17 protein-coding genes are annotated in these 18,992 nt (G+C 47.4%); 11 read left to right on the top strand and 6 right to left on the bottom strand.

What is annotated here, in order from left to right:
• Positions 1-191 precede the first annotated feature (191 nt).
• The 5 genes from JRI95_07660 (at position 192) to JRI95_07640 (ending at position 6,353) form a co-directional block, all read left to right on the top strand.
• The gene (locus tag JRI95_07660) at positions 192-386 is read left to right on the top strand and encodes a type II toxin-antitoxin system prevent-host-death family antitoxin (GenBank protein MBW2061424.1); all 195 of its coding nucleotides are present in this window, start codon (positions 192-194) and stop codon (positions 384-386) included.
• Between the two features lie 597 nt (positions 387-983).
• Positions 984-2,936, top strand: a complete 1,953-nt coding sequence (gene acs, locus JRI95_07655) for an acetate--CoA ligase (protein ID MBW2061423.1) — start codon at positions 984-986, stop codon at positions 2,934-2,936.
• A 119-nt stretch (positions 2,937-3,055) separates the two neighbouring features.
• Complete coding sequence (locus JRI95_07650; protein ID MBW2061422.1) at positions 3,056-3,547, top strand: GNAT family N-acetyltransferase; 492 nt, start codon at positions 3,056-3,058, stop codon at positions 3,545-3,547.
• 8 nt (positions 3,548-3,555) lie between these two features.
• Complete coding sequence (locus JRI95_07645; protein ID MBW2061421.1) at positions 3,556-4,638, top strand: histone deacetylase; 1,083 nt, start codon at positions 3,556-3,558, stop codon at positions 4,636-4,638.
• Entirely contained in the window at positions 4,635-6,353 is a 1,719-nt protein-coding gene (locus tag JRI95_07640) for an AMP-binding protein (GenBank protein ID MBW2061420.1), read from the top strand. Before JRI95_07645 ends, JRI95_07640 begins: the two co-directional genes overlap by 4 nt.
• Before the next feature lie 221 nt (positions 6,354-6,574).
• Here the strand turns inward: JRI95_07640 and JRI95_07635 are convergent, their stop codons facing one another.
• The 3 genes from JRI95_07635 to JRI95_07625 all read right to left on the bottom strand — a co-directional run bounded on the left by JRI95_07635 (position 6,575) and on the right by JRI95_07625 (position 10,190).
• A complete protein-coding gene (locus JRI95_07635; protein ID MBW2061419.1) occupies positions 6,575-6,946 on the bottom strand; it encodes a response regulator in 372 nt (123 codons plus the stop codon).
• 338 nt (positions 6,947-7,284) lie between these two features.
• Positions 7,285-8,715, bottom strand: coding sequence for a sigma-54-dependent Fis family transcriptional regulator (locus JRI95_07630; GenBank protein MBW2061418.1), 1,431 nt, complete (start codon positions 8,713-8,715; stop codon positions 7,285-7,287).
• The gene (locus JRI95_07625; GenBank protein MBW2061417.1) at positions 8,712-10,190 is read right to left on the bottom strand and encodes an MCP four helix bundle domain-containing protein; all 1,479 of its coding nucleotides are present in this window, start codon (positions 10,188-10,190) and stop codon (positions 8,712-8,714) included. Before JRI95_07625 ends, JRI95_07630 begins: the two co-directional genes overlap by 4 nt.
• A 456-nt stretch (positions 10,191-10,646) precedes the next feature.
• On the opposite strand from JRI95_07625, the gene JRI95_07620 reads away from it, so the two are divergent.
• From JRI95_07620 to JRI95_07595, 6 genes are all read left to right on the top strand, one after another.
• Positions 10,647-12,113 (top strand): CoA-acylating methylmalonate-semialdehyde dehydrogenase, encoded by a 1,467-nt coding sequence (locus JRI95_07620; protein ID MBW2061416.1) that lies wholly within the window; start codon positions 10,647-10,649, stop codon positions 12,111-12,113.
• Between the two features lie 17 nt (positions 12,114-12,130).
• Complete coding sequence (locus tag JRI95_07615) at positions 12,131-12,571, top strand: hypothetical protein (GenBank protein ID MBW2061415.1); 441 nt, start codon at positions 12,131-12,133, stop codon at positions 12,569-12,571.
• Between the two features lie 39 nt (positions 12,572-12,610).
• Complete coding sequence (locus tag JRI95_07610; protein ID MBW2061414.1) at positions 12,611-13,981, top strand: aminotransferase class III-fold pyridoxal phosphate-dependent enzyme; 1,371 nt, start codon at positions 12,611-12,613, stop codon at positions 13,979-13,981.
• A 128-nt stretch (positions 13,982-14,109) separates the two neighbouring features.
• Positions 14,110-15,513 carry an L-fucose/L-arabinose isomerase family protein gene (locus JRI95_07605; protein MBW2061413.1) on the top strand — a complete coding sequence of 468 codons (1,404 nt, stop codon included), beginning with the start codon at positions 14,110-14,112 and terminating at the stop codon, positions 15,511-15,513.
• Positions 15,514-15,567: 54 nt separating this feature from the next.
• Positions 15,568-15,915 (top strand): alcohol dehydrogenase catalytic domain-containing protein, encoded by a 348-nt coding sequence (locus JRI95_07600; GenBank protein ID MBW2061412.1) that lies wholly within the window; start codon positions 15,568-15,570, stop codon positions 15,913-15,915.
• On the top strand, positions 15,849-16,034 hold the full coding sequence (locus tag JRI95_07595) for a class II aldolase/adducin family protein (GenBank protein ID MBW2061411.1): 186 nt from the start codon (positions 15,849-15,851) through the stop codon (positions 16,032-16,034). Before JRI95_07600 ends, JRI95_07595 begins: the two co-directional genes overlap by 67 nt.
• A gap of 3 nt (positions 16,035-16,037) precedes the next feature.
• Here JRI95_07595 and JRI95_07590 read toward each other — a convergent pair whose 3' ends face one another.
• From JRI95_07590 to JRI95_07580, 3 genes are all read right to left on the bottom strand, one after another.
• Entirely contained in the window at positions 16,038-17,348 is a 1,311-nt protein-coding gene (locus tag JRI95_07590) for an ATP-dependent Clp protease ATP-binding subunit (GenBank protein ID MBW2061410.1), read from the bottom strand.
• Between the two features lie 197 nt (positions 17,349-17,545).
• Positions 17,546-18,154, bottom strand: a complete 609-nt coding sequence (locus JRI95_07585; protein MBW2061409.1) for a hypothetical protein — start codon at positions 18,152-18,154, stop codon at positions 17,546-17,548.
• 20 nt (positions 18,155-18,174) lie between these two features.
• Positions 18,175-18,873, bottom strand: coding sequence for a hypothetical protein (locus JRI95_07580; GenBank protein ID MBW2061408.1), 699 nt, complete (start codon positions 18,871-18,873; stop codon positions 18,175-18,177).
• Positions 18,874-18,992 lie beyond the last annotated feature (119 nt).

Raw genomic sequence — 18,992 nt, 5'->3', positions numbered from 1 at the left:
CAACCATTTTGATGTCAGACAGGCCCGGCTAAAGAGAGGACCTTAAGCTCGCCACCTTCGACAAATGCTCCGCCGGTATGGCCTCTAAGAGATCAATAGCCCGGATCTAAAAAAGAGATTGATTTTAAAGACATATTGTAGGAATATAGATAAGCATCTAAGAGATTAAAGGTTTTAAAGAGGTTATACCTTTGACAAAAATTAAAATCGAGGATTTGGAACCGATCGCAGCTACCAAAGCCAAGGTGATTTTTGGAGAAATCCTTCATCAAACGTCAGTGGAAGGCAAAAGGTTTGTGGTGGACCGTCATGGCAAACCCGTTTCGGTCATCATCAGCTACAGGGATTATTTAGATTTAGTTGAAAAAAGCAAGCAGAAAAAATAACTCAATACAGCTCATGTCAAGGCTTCGCCGAGAATATGAAATCCAACTCGCTTGGATAGGATAGATTTTCAGCAGCAGTCATACTGCAATATTTCCTCTGGATTATTGAAGACCAACTGGGTTATGCTATCTCTAAATACCAACTTTAAGGATTCCCTAACTTATCATTGCATCTGATGTTTCTTAGATAACCTCCCATAAAGATGAAGGCGGCCTTCATCGCATCAAAGTTGTTAATAACTTAGATGCACTGATAATGTAACATACGTAACCGTTCGGGATTGCTCTTGTCACCCCCTCTCATAAAAGGCTAACAGCTTGAATTTTTTTTTACATGAGCCATTAAATGTTCTTCACTTCCAGGCGATCCGGACGCCGGCTAGTCCACAACCGATCGGTGCGTGAAATCTATGAACGCGCCCATAGTTCCTTCAATTTTTTCACGAATTCAGAGCCCTTCCCTCGTTTCAACCTTCAGAAACTTAAAATGATTCTGCTTGCAGGCATAAGAGGATGAGGGTATTCTTTTACTTGGATGTCAAGCAATAACAGGATTTCGCTTCTATTTAGCAGAAATCGAGTACGGGAAATTGAGGCATGAAAGACACTTTAAAGTGGTATGACGCTCATTTAGAAGAGTTTCAGGAGTTCGCCCACATTAAAAGCCTTAAGGAATACGATATTCTTTACCGGAAGTCTCTGCAAGAACCTGAGGCGTTTTGGGCGGAACAGGCTGAGAAATATCTGACCTGGGATAAGCCGTGGGATTTTGTTCTGAAAGCCGATTTCGAGGAAGCCCGGTTTGAATGGTTTGGCGGCGGAGTCCTCAACGCTAGCTATAATTGTCTCGACCGGCATCTCCCTCGCCTGCGGGACAGGGTTGCCTATTACTGGGAGGGAGATGATCCTGAGGAATCCGGCGTCGTTACCTATCAGGATCTTTATCAGCAGGTGAACAAACTGGCGGCGGTGCTGAAGTCCAGAGGAGTTCAAAAGGGCGACCGCGTCGTCATTTACCTTCCCATGATTGTGGAGCTGCCTGTGAGCTTGCTGGCCTGCAGCCGTATCGGCGCAATCCATTGCGCGGTCTTTGTTGGACTCAGTGCCGAAACCCTGGCCAGCCGTATAAAAGATTGCGGAGCCAAAGTGGTTCTGACGGCCGATGGAGGGTATCGTGGCGGCAAGTGGATTCCGCTTAAGACTGTCGTTGATGAGGCTATGAAGCGGTCTCCTGAAGTGGAAACCGTTATCGTTTATGGTCGCCGTGGGTTGAACCATGGCCTTGAATCAGCCCATGAAGTCTGGTGGCAGGAAGCCGTGGCCGATGCGAACCTGCCTGATTTTATTCCGCCTGAACCTATGGACGCAGAAGACCCTTTATTTATTCTTCACACAAGTGGGAGCACAGGCAAGCCCAAAGGAATGGTCCACACCCACGGCGGCTATCTGCTTTACGCCGCCATGACCACCAGGCTGGTCTTTGACCTGAAAGAGAACGAAATCTTTTGGTGCATGGCAAATATTGACTGGATCACCGGTCACACATACTCCGTCTATGGGCCCCTGCTTAATGGCCTGACCAGCGTGCTATTCGAGGGTGTGCCTCTCTACCCGAATTTTGATCGCTGCTGGCAGATCGTGGAAAAGTATAAGGTGGAAAAGCTTTATACTACTCCTGATGTTATACGCTCTTTAGCTAAGGAGAGCGGCGAGTATGTTGAAAGACATGACATCACCTCTCTCAAACTTCTGGGTACAGTGGGTGAACCCATAACGCCGGAGGCATGGAAGTGGTATTACCATCATATCGGCCGGGATTGGGCGCCTATCATGGATACGTGGTGGCAGACCGAAACGGGCGGCCACATGATTACACCCTTACCCGGAGTGACACCCCTGAAACCCGGTTCATGCGCCTTGCCTTTCTTTGGGGTTGAACCGGTTATTCTTGATCTGAATACCGGCGCAGAGATTCAGTATCCTGATCAGGAAGGAGCGCTTTTCATTAAAAGGCCGTGGCCCGGTATGGCCCGCACGGTCTATAACAACCATTACCAGTTCAAGGAAACTTACTTTTCCATCGTTCCAAACCTGTTTTTCACCGGCGATGAAGCCAGGGTGGATGAGGATGGGTATTACTGGATCTTGGGCCGCTTTGATGATGTCATTACCGTTTCCAACCACCGCCTGGGCACGGCTGAATTTGAATCCGCTCTGGTCCAGCACGATCAGGTTGCTGAGGCGGCGGTGGTGGGAGTGCCAGACCCGGATCGAGGGCAGTGTATTTGGGCCTTTGTTACACTTAACACCGGCGCGACCAGGTCTGATGAACTGAAGCAGGAGTTAGTTGATCTGGTTCGTTTGAAGATTGGGCCGATTGCCACAATTCACATGGTTAAATTTGCATCCTCACTACCCAAGACTCTGAGCGGCAAAATCCTGCATCGCTTACTCCACAAGATCGCACTGGGGCAGTTTGATCAACTGGATGACATTTCGACCCTGGCCGATCCGGCGGCCATAGAGGATTTGATTAAAGATCGCGGTTGACCGGAAAGAAGGTAGCATCATTATTAATAAGAGATCGGCCGTTCATTGTAATTTGTTAGGGAGTGTTAAAGAGGTCTTAGGTTCAGGCGTGTAATTCTATCTTTTTACCAGAGTTGTTTATGGACACAGTTTGCCTTCGAACGAAATTTCTGGACAAAACGGGCAGCATCTTTGAGGTTGGGCTCTGTGATAAGAGCGATTTTCAATATCTTTTAAAGATGTACGACCTGTTTGAACCGAAGAGGGCGCTTCAGGGTTTGCCTCCGGAAAACAGCCAGATCCGCCGAGAGTGGGTGCACGGCCTTCTTGAGAACGGGGTGAACTTTTTAATCTGGAAGGACAACGAGGTGGTCGGTCATGCTGCCCTTCTGCCGGATTTAAAAAAGAAAGACGCTGAGTTTATGATCTTTGTCAGTGAGCCTTTTAGAAACCGGGGTCTAGGCACGGAACTCACTCAGGCGGGACGGGATAAGGCTATCGAGCTTGGACTTGAACTCGTGTGGCTGACCGTGGAAAGCTATAATCTGAGGGCGATTGGTTTATATAAGAAGTTCAACTTCCAGTTTCATGGAAGCGGGAGCTGGGAGCGCACTATGATTTTGAGGTTGTGATTGGAAGTATGGCGTCTAGAGTTTGTACCATCAGAGATGATCGTTTTTTAGAACATAAGACCGGCTTGGTAAGCCTTGAACACCCCAACCGTTTAAAGGCTATCCATCAGATGCTGGACACGAATTTTTCGGGTACATTGACCAATATCAAGCCCGAGCCAGCGGCTATGGACGTGCTGGAACTGGTTCATACTCCAATTTATATTGAAAAAATCCTCAAGACTGCCGAGTATGAGTTCACCCACCTGTCGCCCGACACGCCGGCCAGCCCCAAGACATATATGGCCGCCTTTCTGGCTGTAGGTGGCTGCCTTCAGGCCCTGGATGCCCTTATGTCTGGCCGGTGCGAGGCGGCTTTTGCCTTGATCCGGCCTCCAGGACATCACGCTCTGCCAGACCGGGCCAGCGGTTTTTGCATTTTCAACAACCTGGGAGTCACGGCCCTCCAAGCCCTTTGCGTTTATGGATTGGACCGCATTCTGATCGTGGATTGGGACATTCATCATGGTAACGCCTTGCAGCGCCTGTTTTACAATCAGAAAGAAATTTTTTATTTTTCCTCACACTATGTTTTCACTTTTCCTCAGACCGGCGCTTGGGAAGATGCTGGCCAGGGGCCGGGACTTGGATACACGGTTAATGTCCCCCTGTTTAAAAACCTGGGAGATGAGGACATCCTTCACTGTTACCGGGATATTCTCGGTCCTATTATCAGGAATTACCGACCTCAGATCATCCTCGTTGCCGCGGGTTTTGACGGCCACCGCGATGACCCTCTCGGCCGAACCGACTTTACCGAGCAGGGATACGGTTGGCTAACTCAATTGATCATGGATTTAGCGGCTGAGGTGGGGGATCCTCCCATTCTCTTGGCCCTTGAAGGCGGCTACGACCTGAAGGCCTTGGCCGGTTCGGTTCGGGAAGTTCTGAGGGCTTTGATCGCCGAAGAACCCAGGGCTGAACTCCCGCATCCATTCACACCCCAGGGAGAAGAGCTCGTGACCAAGGCCGCCCGGATTCACGCCGAGTACGGGGTGTGGGCAGATAGGAGCATAAGGCAGGAAACCAGTAAGAATCGGAGAATGTTATGAAGGCCAGAATAGCAGCCCAAAATCCCGATGCGAACCTTAAAAATTATGAGCTGGCTTATCGGACTTTTTCCTGGAAGGAGGAAGAGAAGTATTTTTCTTGGCACAAGACCGGGAAGATCAACATCGTATACGAGGCCATTGACAGGTGGACCGAGGACCCTGACAAACGGGACCGGAATGCGCTGATCTTTGAGAACGCCGGGCAGGTTCAGTATTTCACCTATCAAGACCTTAAGGAAAAATCCAGTCAACTGGCCAATTTGATGATCGAACATGGCCTTGAGGCAGGAGATCGGTTTTTCATTTTCCTGCCCATGTGTGCGGAGATATATATAGCCATGCTGGCCTGCGCCCGTTTGGGAGTGATTTTTTCTCCTCTTTATTCAACTTTTAACTATGCCGAACTGGAAGTTCGTTTAAGAAACGCAGAGCCGCGGGCGATTCTCACGCATCCTGATCTGGCTGAAAGGTTGCCAGACGATGCCATGGAGGGTGTGGAATATGTTTATTTAACCGAAGGTCCAGCCCTTGGCCACTTCCCTCAGGAGATCATCCTGAAAGACCACCTTCAACGTTTTGAAAATGAGTGTCCTCCCAGATGGCTCCCGGCCGATGCACCGCTCTATCTTATCTATACATCCGGGGCGGCCGGACCGCCCAATGCTATGGTCCATGCCCATCGCGACATGGTGGGGCACATGGTGACAGGCCGGGATGTGCTTGACCTGACAGAGGACAGTGTGTTGTGGACTGACGGCGATCCTGCCTGGGTGACAGGAACAGTCTATAGTGTATTTTGTCCCTGGCTGTGCGGTGTCACTTCAGTGGTTCAAGGTGATCCGTTTTCAGCTTCCACCTGGTACCGGACCCTGGAGCGTCATCATGTATCGGTCTGGTATACCACTCCGCAGCGCATTAAGGGCCTCGTGGAAGCCGGCGAAGACCTGCCCGATCGTTACGACCTGTCCGCGCTGCGTCATATTGCCACTGGAGGCAGGTCCCTGGCTCCGGAATATTTCTTCTGGGTTAAAAAGAACCTCAAGCTTTCTCCCCATGAAAACTGGTGGATGGCTGAGACAGGGATGATCTGTCTGGCCAATTTCCCCTCCCTTGAATGTAAACCGGGTTCTATGGGCAGACCCGTGCCAGGGGTTGAGGCGGTGATCGTTTCTGACGATGGGGAACCATTGCCCATCTTAACCATGGGCGAGCTGGCCTTTAAATTGGACTGGCCTGCGATGATGACCGGTATCTGGCGCAATGAAAAGAGGTTTAACAAATACCTCCGATTCAAAGGTTGGTTTCTCACCGGGGATCTGGCCGTAAGAGACGAGGATGGCTATTTTTTTCACCAGGGCCGTAATGATGATCTGGTAAAGGTTGGAGACAAGCTGGTTGGTCCGTTCGAGGTCGAGCAGGTTCTTTGCCATCATCCTGCTGTCAGTGAAGCGGCTGTTATTTCCATGATATCCAGGCCCATCCAGCCTTATATCAAGGCCTTCGTTACCGTGGAACAGGGCTACACTCCCTCCAACCGGCTAAGCCAGGAGATCAAGGAGTTTGTTAAGGCCAACCTTTCGTCTGAAATACCACTTTTAGAAGTGGCTTTCCTTAAGGAGCTGCCCAAGACACGCAGCGGCAGGATTTTGCGCCGGGTCCTGAGGGCCAGAGAGCTTGGTCTGCCTACTGGGGATCCGTTAAGTATGAGAGATTGATAAATCTGTGTGGGACGAGATTATAACAGGGACATGACATCTAGAAAAAAAATACTTTTGTTCTTTCAAGGTATGGTGTTGATGGAGGTGCGCGTGTGAATCAAGGGCCGCGCCTTTCTATATTTCTCCTGTGGCTATTTCTAAGGTAGTAAAGAAGATCAACATTATAAGCCTGCCTGCTTCCCTCCCTAGAGCTTCATCGGGTGTATGAAACTCCAGCGCTAAGACTTTCTCAACAAATCAGCAATTACACTCTTGATGCGATCAATATTGTTTCCCTTCTTCTCTACAATCGCCACCGTAAACTTAAGGGGGAGAGACTTTGCCTCTTCGATATCGAACGTGTGAATAACTACAGGTAAAGAAGGTTTGCGAAGTTCGAGTTTCTCAAATATCCCTAGCCCCCTTACATAAGGCAGTTCCGGGTCCAGGATCAAAAGATCGGGAGGTTTCTCTGCAAGGACTAACTTCAGTATTTCCCAGGCGTCTTTAGCCTCGTCAACCCGATATCCTTCTTTAACCAGTTCGCGGCGGAGAAACTCACGTATATTATGGTTGCGATCAGAAAGCAGTATATTGAATTTTTTCGTCATGCCACCTTAACGGTTTCACTGTCATTTATGTTGATATTTATTTCATGCTGGGGTTCGCTAAGGACTCTCCGTTTCAGGCAGAAGGCGAATTTTAGTTAGAATAATTTTATCCAGATTACAACCACTTGTTTCATATTATCCACATTTTTTAAAGAACAACTACTCTGGGTAAGAGCATAAGCTGTACCAACAGGAAGGCTGAGGAAGGCAAACAGTTTAATTGATTGAAATAACATATAAATAGCCGGTGAGGCTAAAAGAGATTCAAGGGTAACCAAGGCAGACTCTGTCAGAAATCTTTACAAATTGTAAAAAAAAAATTTCATGGAGCGAATGGATCAACGGCGCTTGACTTCAGTTTCGATCTTGAGTTGATATTTTTCGATTTTAGAAAGGAGGGTCGGGCGGGAAATTCCCAGAATTTCTGCGGCTCGGGTGCGGTTGCCACCGGCGAGTTTTAAGGCCTCACTGGTGAGCATACTGGCGAAACGGTCCGTGATGGTATTGAATAGATTCGGGCTGCTTTTTAAGGCCAAGGCCTTCTGGATCCATTTTCGGATGAACTCCTCATCTTCAGTATCTGTCAGTTGACTTACCTTGTCACTATCCTTGATGGCCGGGGTGATATCTTCCGGGCCGATGAGTCCTCCTCGATTAAAAATTAAGGCCTTTTGAATGATATTAGACAGTTCACGAACATTGCCAGGCCAGGCATAATTTTCCAGGATAGTCCTGGCCTCATCAATCAAGCCTGGATTGTCAATACCCATTTCATCGGCAAGACGGGCAAGAAAATAATCAACGAGGAGCGGAACGTCCTCCTTTCGTTCTCGCAAGGCCGGAAGCCGGAGTGTGACCACCTTGAGGCGGTAGTAAAGATCCACCCGGAAGCGTCCTTCCTCGATGGCTGCTTCGAGGTCACGATTTGTGGATGCAATAATGCGCACATCCACATCAATCGGTTCTCGTCCGCCCAGGCGTTCAATACTCTTTTCCTGAAGCAGGCGCAGAATCTTGGCCTGAATGGAAACCGGCATGTCCCCGATTTCATCAAGGAATATTGTTCCCCCATTGGCCTGTTCGATTTTTCCCAGGCGACGATGAGTCGCTCCGGTGAAGGCTCCTCTTTCATAACCAAACAGTTCGCTTTCGAGTAAGGTTTCGGGGATGGCCACACAGTTAATCACCAGGAAAGGCTTATTGACACGCTGACTGTGCTGGTAGATGGCCCGGGCGGCCAGTTCCTTGCCCGTGCCTGATTCGCCCCGGATGAGCACGGTCGCATCGGTCGAGGCCACCCGGCCGATGACTTTGTAAACCTCCTGCATTGCCTTGCTTCGGCCGATAATGGCATCAGAGGTAATTGTATCCGGTAACCCATCCATCTCCACAGGTGAACGCATAAAATGCCCGGCTTCGAGTGCCTGCTGGATCAAATTCAACATCTCAGGAATTTCAAAGGGTTTCAGCACATAATCGAACGCACCCAGCTTGGTTGCTTTAATAGCCGTTTCAGTCGTGCTGTAAGCGGTCATGATAATAACCGGGAGTTTGGGGTCAATTTCATGTATGGTTTCAAAGGTTTCAAGACCATTAATCCCGGGCAGGCGAACATCCATCACTACCAGATCGAACTCATCATTGCGAAAGAGTTCGAGCCCCAGCTCGCCGCTGGGTGCGGTCTTTACAACATGCCCTTCATCGGTCAGGAGTTTTTCAAAGCTATGTCGTAATTGAGGATCGTCGTCAACGATCAGGATCTTGTTCAAACCTCATCCTCCTTCAAAGGCAGGGTGATGATAAAAGTTGTGCCTTCACCTTCCTCCGAGCTAAGATCCAGCCAGCCGCCGTGTTCCTCTACGATCCGGGTGGCGATACTCAGACCCAGGCCTGTGCCTTCCTCCTTTGTGCTGAAGAAAGGCTCAAACACGCTGTCTTGCACGGATTGGGGGATCCCCGGGCCATTATCCCTGACCTTGATAACCACAGTCTTTCCCAACGACTCAATGATTTGTTCTTCTTCCTCAATCCTGATGTGGCCGCCGCTCACCATGGCTTCGAGGGCATTTTCAACCAGGTTGATCAGCACTTCTTTCATCTGGTCTGGATCAACAAAAATTTCAGGAAGCCTTGCTTTACGCTGGATCATTACTTCTACGCCATAGGATCCCAGACGATGCCCCAGAAGTTCAAGAGACGTATCCACCACGTCCGAGGGACTGATTCTCTGCATCTTGAGCTTGGGTACCCTTGAGAATTCGAGGAAATTGCGGACGATACTATCAATATGTCGGATTTCTTCAGAAATCACTTCGAAATCCTCTTTCAGCGTTGGCGACAGTTCGAGGTTGCGTTCCATAGAAAATAAGCGCATTTTCACTGAGGTAAGCGGGTTGCGAATACTATGGGACACCCCGGCGGCGAGCTTACCGACCATAGCCAGTTTTTCGGTCTGCTCTAAATGCACACGGCTCCTTTCCAGCTTGGTTTTCGTCTGATCCACATCCTCAATTAAATTATGCACCCGACTGGTTAATGCCTCCACCTCATCCCCTTCAAATACAGGGGTTTCACTGTTGGCTGGCCCCGCTTCCATGGTCAGGTCACGGATTGGTTTGAGGATTTGAATTAGCAGGATGTAAGCTAATAAGCCGCCTAATACAATGGTACTCGACATGGCCGCCAGGACCAAATTCCGCATGAACCTGGCTTGGGACTGTACCTCCTCTTGGACCTGTTGGATATGCTGATTGTGCGCTTCTCTAAACCTCTCGCAAAGGATATGGATATGGAAAAAACGCCTGCGGATTTCCTGGTGGAGTTTAAACCCGGCATCATGATTTTCAGTTTTATAATAATTTATTACCTGTTCCCGAGCCGTATGGTAATGAATGTATTCCAATTCGATCTGATTCAAAATATCCCTTTCGGTCTCATTGATAGCGGTTGCCCGGGCTTTGTTAATCCACCCTTTAAAAACGAGATGATACTCCTGTAACTGCTTCAACCACTTCGGATCCCGATCCTGAAAATAATAGGTCACGTAACCTTTTTGCATAACCAGGGCTCTGCTCAGTTCCTGTGCCGTCCGAAAGGCGAAGATATCTGTATTAACCATGGACGCCACGAGCGCGTTCATACGGTACGTAGAATATATTGAAAATATCCCGCTCCCCACGGTGATAAGCATCAGGAGAGACACGATCAGAAATACGCGAGGACGGAGACTGAATCGCTGCCACATTTGATATCCTCAGATTCCCCTCTATGCGCTCGACTAATTTCCCTAGCCGTTCAGTTATAGGAATCTTTGTGAAAATTGCGTGTGCAAAATAAATTGTTCGTAATTTTCCGGGTCACCCCCACCCAAGGAATTCAATAATAATTCCTATAATTACAGAAAATAGTTGATTTTGCAAGGCAACCCAAATTGAAACGGGAAGTCTTTCATCATGTTCGCAACGCATTCAATCCGGCAGCTTTCTCCTTGATATCACTCAACGGCGATACGGTTTGTAATAAATCCGGTACTTAGATGTTTCTGGCAGGCATTATATTTATTTTGAAAATATAAGTATCTTTCTTGACACCCAGGCCATGCTTTCTATACTACGAATCGTACCATAAAAAAGAGAAGAAGATGCTTGAGCAAGCTATTTTATCTATGTAAATTGAAATTCTTTAGAAAAGGAGAGGAGAAGTGGAGTTTGGAAGATTGGCAAATTTTATTGGCGGTGAATGGAAGGAATCACAATCAAAAGAAATTTGGGAAGTAAAAAATCCCGCTCTGGACGAAGTCGTCGCTGAAGTTCCCATGTCAACCAGGGAGGAAGTCAATGAAGCGGTTCAGGCGGCCAGCGAAGCTTTTCATGAATGGAGAAGGGTCCCGCCTGTTTCTCGGGCCCGATATCTCCACAGACTAATAGAACTTCTTGAGGAGCATTTTGAAGACCTGTCCATTGTTCAAACCAAGGAACACGGAAAGACCATTGATGAATCAAGAGGCGAGACCAGACGGGGTATAGAAAATTGCGAAGTCGCGTCCGGAATTCCTTCCTTAATGATGGGGGAGTCTCTTCAGGATATTGCCTCTGGCATTGACGAGTATATCATTCGGGAGCCGTTGGGTGTATTTGCCTGTATTCCGCCTTTCAATTTTCCGTTTATGGTTCCCCTGTGGTTTTTACCTTACGCCATTGCCACGGGCAACACCTTTATTGTTAAACCTTCGCCGAATGACCCGGTCAGCCAGGTTAAACTTCAGGAACTTCTTGATGAAACCGATATACCCCCGGGGGTGGTTAATCTGGTTCATGGCGGGGCTGAAGTAGCCAGCATGCTAATGGAGCATCAAGATATTAAAGGGATCACTTTTGTTGGTTCCACGCCCATCGCAAAAATAGTTTATAAAAAATGCGGTGAGACTGGCAAGAGAGTCATTGCTCAGGGGGGAGCCAAGAATTTTCTGGTGATCATGCCTGATTGCAACCTGGATCAAACCATAGCCGCGCTGATGACATCTTTTTTTGGGAATACCGGTCAGAGATGTTTATCCGGGGCAACTGCCTTGGTCGTGGGAAGGGATGACGCCTTTTACAAGAAGTTTGTTGATACCTTTACCGAAGCGGCCTTCCAGATAAAGGTCGGTTATGGTTTGGAGGAAGGTATTCAGATGGGGCCTCTCCAGTCTAAAGACAAGAAAAAACGTGTTTTGGGTTATATCGAAAGCGGTGTCGCAGAAGGGGCGACATTGCGTCTCGATGGAAGGAATATCAAGATTGAAGGTGATTATCCGCAAACCTGTTTCCTGAATCCTTCAGTTTTTGAAGGGGTTACTCTTGACATGAAAATTGGAAAAGAAGAGATCTTCGGCCCGGTGGCAAGTATAATGAGGGCGGAAACCCTGGATGACGCCCTTGATTTGATTCACAGTGTTCCCTTTGGAAATGCGGCCAGCATTTTTACCTCTAATGGAGGCTGGGCCAGGGAATTTGAATATCGAGTCCAGACCGGGAACGTGGGGATCAATATCGGTATTGTAGCGCCGATGGCCTTCTTCCCGTTCAGTGGCATGAAGGACTCATTCTTTGGAACATTGCACGGGCAGGGGAAAGACGCTGTCCGTTTCTTTACCGAAAGCAAAGTGGTCGTTAAACGGTGGTTTTGAAACAGGAAGGGGCGAAGATGGAGTTAAACACAGCTGCAGCGGTTATCTCATATATCTCGAAAATTGAACAGGAATCAGCACAATTCTATGAAGAATGGGCCAATAAGCATAAAGAACTAAAGGAGGCATTCCTGGCCTTTGCCAAAGAAAACCATAAGAATGAAAAAAATATAAAAAGAGCTTACTACGGGGCAGTCACTGACGCTTTAGAGACCGGCTTTTCTTTTAAGGGACTTGAAGGCGCGCTAGTCATGCCTTTGCTTGACAACAACGCCTCTTCAGGCGAAGTTCTAAAAGCAAGCCTTGATCTTGAAAATGGTATTCGAGAATTTTATCTGAAGGCCGCTGAACTTTCTAAAGCTCTGTTAGGGGATGTATCAAGAGCAATGGCCCGGGTGGCAAAGATCAGAAATACCAGGTTAACTGAACTCCGCCTTCTACTTGAAGAAATTCAATAAGGAGATTCAATCAGTCCAGATCAGGATAAGGAGGCAAAGATGATTGATTTGAAAACCATCCCTGAGACCAAGGAAGATATGGACCGCTATGAAGTCGAGAACCTTTTTCATTCCTGGTCTTTTCAACCCGACGAAGCGCCCAAAAGGATCGTTTCAGCCAAAGGAACAAGATTCACCGACGATGCCGGGCGCAAGTTCCTGGATTTCAGTTCGTGCTTCGTAAGTCACAGCATCGGTCATCAGGACGAACGAGTATTGGAGGCCCTGGGCGAGCAGGCTAAAACCCTATGTTCATTCGCGCCCAATTTTTCCAACAGGCCCAGGGCGCTTCTGGCAAAGATGCTGGCCGAGATCACCCCGGGCGACCTTTCCCGAACCTTCTTTACCCTGGGCGGCACTGAGGCGAATGAGGCCGCCATAAAAATTTGCCACCAGTACACCGGGCGCCGCAAGATCATATCGCGATATAACTCCTACCATGGCGGGACAGCCGCTTCCATGACCCTTTCCGCCGGAGAGCCACGAAACTGGGCCCAGGTCCTCGGAGGCACGGAATGGGTCTCAGTGCCATCGCCTTACTGTTATCGCTGTATGTTCGGGCAGAAGTATCCAGAATGCGACCTTCAGTGCGTAAAATATATTGACCAGGTAATCGAGCTTGAAGGCGGAGGGGACAATGTCGCGGGCATCATTTTTGAGTCTGTCACCGGCTCCAACGGCCTTATCGTTCCGCCGGATGAATATTTCCCGAGATTAAGGGAAATCTGCGACAGATGGGGCGTGCTCATGATTGCGGATGAGGTTATGAGCGGTTTTGGCCGCACCGGAGAGTGGTTCGCCCTTGATCATTGGGGAGTTGTTCCAGACATCATGACCATGGCCAAGGGCATCACCTGTGGTTATGTGCCACTGGGTGCAGCGATCTCCCGGAAGAAAATAGGCAACCATTTCAAGGAGGAATTCTTCAGCCATGGGGCCACCTATGCCGGGCATGCCCTGGCCTGCGCCACCGCGATTAGGGTAATACAGATTTATCAGGAGGATGGCCTGATTGAGAATGCGAAAAAGATGGGTAAATACCTTTTAGATAAGGCCAGGGAGCTTAAAGATAAACATCCCTCAATCGGCAACGTGCGCGGTCTAGGGCTTTTCGTCGGCCTGGAGTTGGTGAAAAACCGCAAAACCCGCGAGCCTTTGATTCCTCTATCTGCAAAAATACGACCAGGGCTTAATCCAAAGCTTCAGGTTGCCAGACGCCTAATTGAACTGGGTATGATCGCCATGGCCGCAAACCCAACCAGCGTCATCATCATGGCGCCGCCTTTAATTATCACCCAGGATGAAATAGATGAAGGCGTCTCCATCATGGATACTGCCTTGGCAGAAGCAGATGCCTTTGTAGAAAAATAAGATTTTCCTTCTAACCAGATGGCAGTATCAGCTGCGTCTCTTTGAAGGCAAGCACCATTTTAAACTCAATTCTTCAGACAAGAGGCAGCTTTCAAATTTTGACCAAATACACTTTTTAGGAGGTGCTCATGAAACCAGTATTCGGTGTCATTATAGGCAATAGAGGGTTTTTCCCTGATGAACTTGTAAAACAAGGACGGGAAGAGATTCTTCAGGTCCTTGAAGAAATGCACTGTGAAGCGGTGATCCTGGATACTGAGGATACCAAGCTGGGGGCGGTGGAAACATTTGATGATGCAAAAAAGTGCGCCAAAATATTCAGAGAAAATTCCGAGAAAATAGACGGGGTGATTGTTACCCTGCCAAACTTCGGGGATGAGCGCAGTGTGGCGGATACACTTAGAATGGCCAGGCTGGAGGTTCCGGTGCTTATTCAGGCCAGCCCGGATGATCCGAAAAACGCTAAAATGGGAGGGCGAAGAGATTCCTTCTGTGGAAAGATATCCGTGTGTAATAACCTGCGCCAGTACAACATCCCTTATTCCCTGACCATGAACCATACGGTCAAGGTGGACAGTGATGAATTTCGCAGGGAGATTGAGAAATTCATCGGGGTTTCACGGGTGGTCAAAGGCATGGAAAATATCCGGATCGGGGCCGTCGGGGCCAGACCGGCAAATTTCACCACGGTCCGCTATAGCGAAAAGATCCTGGAGGACTATGGCATTACAGTGGAAACTATTGACCTGTCGGAAATCTTTGGCCGAGTCGAAAAACTTAAGAACACGGATAAGAAAGTAAAGGCAAAATTAGCGTCAATCAAAAATTACATACCTACAGGTGACATTCAGGAGGAGTTCCTGATAAAAATGGCCAAGCTGGCTGTGGTTCTTGATGATTTTATCAACGACCATGATCTTGACGCCACTGCCTTGCAGTGCTGGACCGCCATGGAAGAGTACTATGGTATCGTGCCTTGTACCGTGATGAGTATGATGAGTGATTCCCTCAAACCAAGTGCGTGTGAGGTAGATGTAACCGGTGCCTTGTCCATGTACGCCCTGCAGCTCGCTTCCGGTTCCCCTAGTGCTATTGTTGATTGGAACAACAACTTTGGGGGGGACCCTGATAAATGTGTCCTCTTTCACTGCAGCAACCTGCCTAAAACCTTCTTTTCCGCTGTACGCATGGGTTTTCAGGAGATCATCGCCGGTGATGTCGGCCAGGAAAACACATATGGAACCTGTGTCGGAAGGATTAAGAGCGGCCTCATGACATTTGCCCGATTTTCGACGGATGACACCAGCGGCAGGCTTGTGAGTTATATTGGAGAAGGAAGGTTTACAGATGAGCCTTTTGACACCTTTGGCGGTTACGGGGTGGCTGAAATCCCAAATCTTCAGGCGCTGCTTCACTTCATATGTTACAGCGGCTTCGAGCACCATGTTGCGGTGAACCTGTCCAGGTCGGCTGATATTCTCCATGAAGCATTCACGAATTACCTTGATTTTGATACTTATTATCATCTGTAAATTGAAGGTAATCTACTAACCAGAGTGCATACCAGGATCGGATGAAAGATGGTCATGAGGCGTATTGTTCTTGAATCGCCGCGAGTATTCAGCCTGCAAGAGGCTGAACGACCTGAACCCAGGCCCAACGCGGCCCTGGTGAAGATTAGGAAGGTGGGTATCTGTGGTTCAGATATGCACCTCTATCAAAAAGGATTTATCGGAAATATTTCGGTTGAGGGGCCTTTTGTTATCGGTCATGAGTGTGTGGGCGAGGTAATTGAAGCTGGCGAAGGGGCGCCTCGGGATTTGGTCGGGTCCCGGGTGGCGATTGAACCGGCCATTTCCTGCAATCAATGCCAGTGGTGCTTGTTCCCCTTCATGGCCCTTTTGTGTGGGGTAGCGGCCCGGCGGAAGCGGTAAAAAACTCCATTGCCTTAGAGACCATCGCAAAAATGGCGACTCACATTTTAACTGTTTGTAGGTGTTCACAGGTTCAGAGTTCAGACCGGCCCGATGGATGGCAGACGGATTTTCGGTGAACCTTAAACCTCTGAACCCGTGAACCCGTGAACGGTTACAAGTGTTTTTTCAATTTCCAGCATTATGTCCTCCTCTCTGACCCTGCCCGCGCCCTTCATCCTGCAATAGGCCGCTGCACCATCAATAAGGGCAATCGCCTTTCCAGGAAGATATTCATCAGGGAGATACTTTATGCTTAAATAAGCAGCAGACATCAAGGCTACATCCTCTATCTTTATGGAATGGTGTTTCTCAAAACAACCGGCTATACCTTTCAGTATTCTAAGTGTCTCATCAGGTGAAGGTTCATTAATTACTACTTTCTTAAACCTTCTTGAAAGTGCATGATCTTTAAAAAGGTATTTGGCCCCATCAAACGTCGTGGCGCCAATGCATGGAAACTCCCCACGCGCAAGTACCGGTTTTAAGGCATCTCCAGCGCCTATGGCTCCTTCTGCAGAGCCTGCATTGAGTAAAGTATGTATTTCATCGATAAAGACAATAATCCTATTTTTGTTCTTCAGCACATCTTCCATCAAGCCTTCAAGCCTCTCTTCAAACTCACCTCTGTATTTTGTACCGGCAACGAGGCAATTCAGAGAGATCAAATAGAGCATTCTCCCTTTCAGGTTAGCAGGGACATCACCCTTGAATAATGCCTTTGCGAAACCTTCTACCACGGCACTCTTGCCTACACCCGGATGCCCCACAAGTAAAGGATTATTGGTCTCCATCTGGGACAATATCTGGACCACCCTCTCTATTTGAGCATCTGCCCCTATGACGGGCTTTGATTGCATGATAAAATTTTCTTCTGTGAGCAACAGGCCGAATTTTTCCAGAAACCCTTTTGCCTTTCTTTCTGCTTTTGACAGTTGGTTAAAAAAGGGGGTCAGCTCCGGAGGTAAATCATAGGATGAGGGAACGAAAAAATAGATGTTTTCTTCTCTTCCATTAATACTGCGTGACATCTCCTTTATGAGGGAGCGAATCTCACCTATTTCAGGATGGACGGTGTCTCTTTTACCGATAAAATGGTGAAAATCCTCGAAAATGTAATCCACCTGTATTTGTGCTTTGTCGATAATGAACTTTATGGCTTCTTTGGGGTCACTCAGTGTGGACTCGCCTATATTTTCAGAAAGAGGGTAGCTCCTTGAATGATGATGGACCATAAATCCTCGGGCATGATTCCACAGGATTGAAGTTCTCCCTTCATCATTTATGGTATGTATAAGCTTTTTTAAATCTTCCGGATGGTTATCATATGGGACGAGAAATAAATGCGGTGATGGTATTATGGACATTCCCGAGTCATGCTGTGCCGATTTCATCTTCCTCTCCCACCCTCTTTTTATGAATTACACACCGATTGAGTTAAGCCTCAATTGGGTAGTTATATGTTATTCGTTATTGGTTATTGGTTTTCATTGCTGTCCAAAATAGACTGAAATCCAAGACCTCCCATCAATAACTTATAACAAATAACCTTGGAGTGAATTTTTTCGCTCAATCAGGGTTACGGCAGCCATTAAGTGTGCTTTGATTTATGGGCTATTCTTCCTTGGTGTAGCTTTAAGGAGAGCTGCATCCTGCTTTCAGTCTCATGAAATAGGTTCCACGCCTCTTTAAGCCTTTCATCGTATTTTTTCAATTTCGGCAACTTCCATTCCCTTTCAGATGAAATCTCCTCTAGAGCCTTTTCCAGCTTATTGATCCTATCGATTAGAACATCTTTTTCGTTTTTTAGCTTTTCATGTTCATCCATCAAAGTCTTTCTCAGCAATAAAGTGCTTTCTTCATCCCCCTTGCAACTCTTGATTTTTAGCTTAATGGTGTTTAGCTCAGCGAGTAATGATTCATTTCTCGATTTCAGCTTTTTAATTTTAACAGGGTATTCTTTTATTCTTCTCTCGCATGACGTGATATACTCTTTAGCTGATGATATAGAGATCTCTGCCTCGTCTATTTCTGCCTTGAGTTTGTTTATCCGGGACTTATATGTTTCATTTTCTGAAATCAGGAGCCCCCTTCTATCTTCCAATTCACTCAGGCACCTCTGTAGATATTCTTTATTTTCAAGCCCTTTTTCATCTTTGGAAACCCCGTCAGGAGTATCTTGATTTTTTATGTCGTCCATTGCCTCAATGTCCTCTCATTTCAAGGGTTTTCGCCTTTAAGCTCTTGGTACAACCTGTACTTTTCCTCGAGTATTTCCGTAAGCTCTTTTTCAAGGGATATTATCTTTTCCTCCTGGGTAAGTTTCTCCCCCCTCAACGCATCTATCTTGCTTTGGTAGTACTTATTCTTTTCAAGAACCGCATTTAGTTTCGACTCGAGGTAACTAATTTCAATTATTATGTCTTTTTTGTCCTCCCTCAAACCGGTGATCTGCTTTTGGTACTGGACCGCTTCCTTCTGTAACTTTTCTATTTTCGCCTTCATCTCCCGGATAGTGTGCTGGGCATCATTTCGTTCCTCGATTAGATGATCATTTTCAATTTGCAGTTCTCTCTTCGAAGGTATTTCCTCTTCCATGCGGCGAATTTTGGCTTCAAGATGAGTTTTTTCCTCCCTCAAGCCAGCGATAGTCTCTTTTGAAGTGTCAAGATCCTTTTCAAGATCGGCGTTTAATTTTAATACACTCTCAAGCTGCGCCTCCATCTTTTTAATGACCAAAAGCATATCAGAGATCGTCTTTTCAAGATCAACAGCGTAGGTGCCTTCTTTTAAGATCTCAAGTCCCTTGATTTCCGGCAGAATAACTTCGCCGGTTTCATCAATCACATCCGGTTCCGGCACTATGGAAGCGCCTTCTTTGACCTCCACCTCATTTTCTTCTATAATTGTGGTTGTCATATGTTCTCCTATGATGGTTTGTCTACTCCAAACTTTTTGTGTAATTTAGTAAGTATCTGTTTTTAAAGGAATCGTGTTCAAGTATCCCTTTCCGTCGGAGCCACCCGTCGCTCACCCTT

The sequence above is a fragment of the Deltaproteobacteria bacterium genome (assembly GCA_019308995.1).
GTDB lineage: Bacteria > Desulfobacterota > Desulfarculia > Adiutricales > JAFDHD01 > JAFDHD01.
Note: the sequence above shows the minus strand (reverse complement) of the source record. Positions and strands in the feature narration are given on the sequence as shown.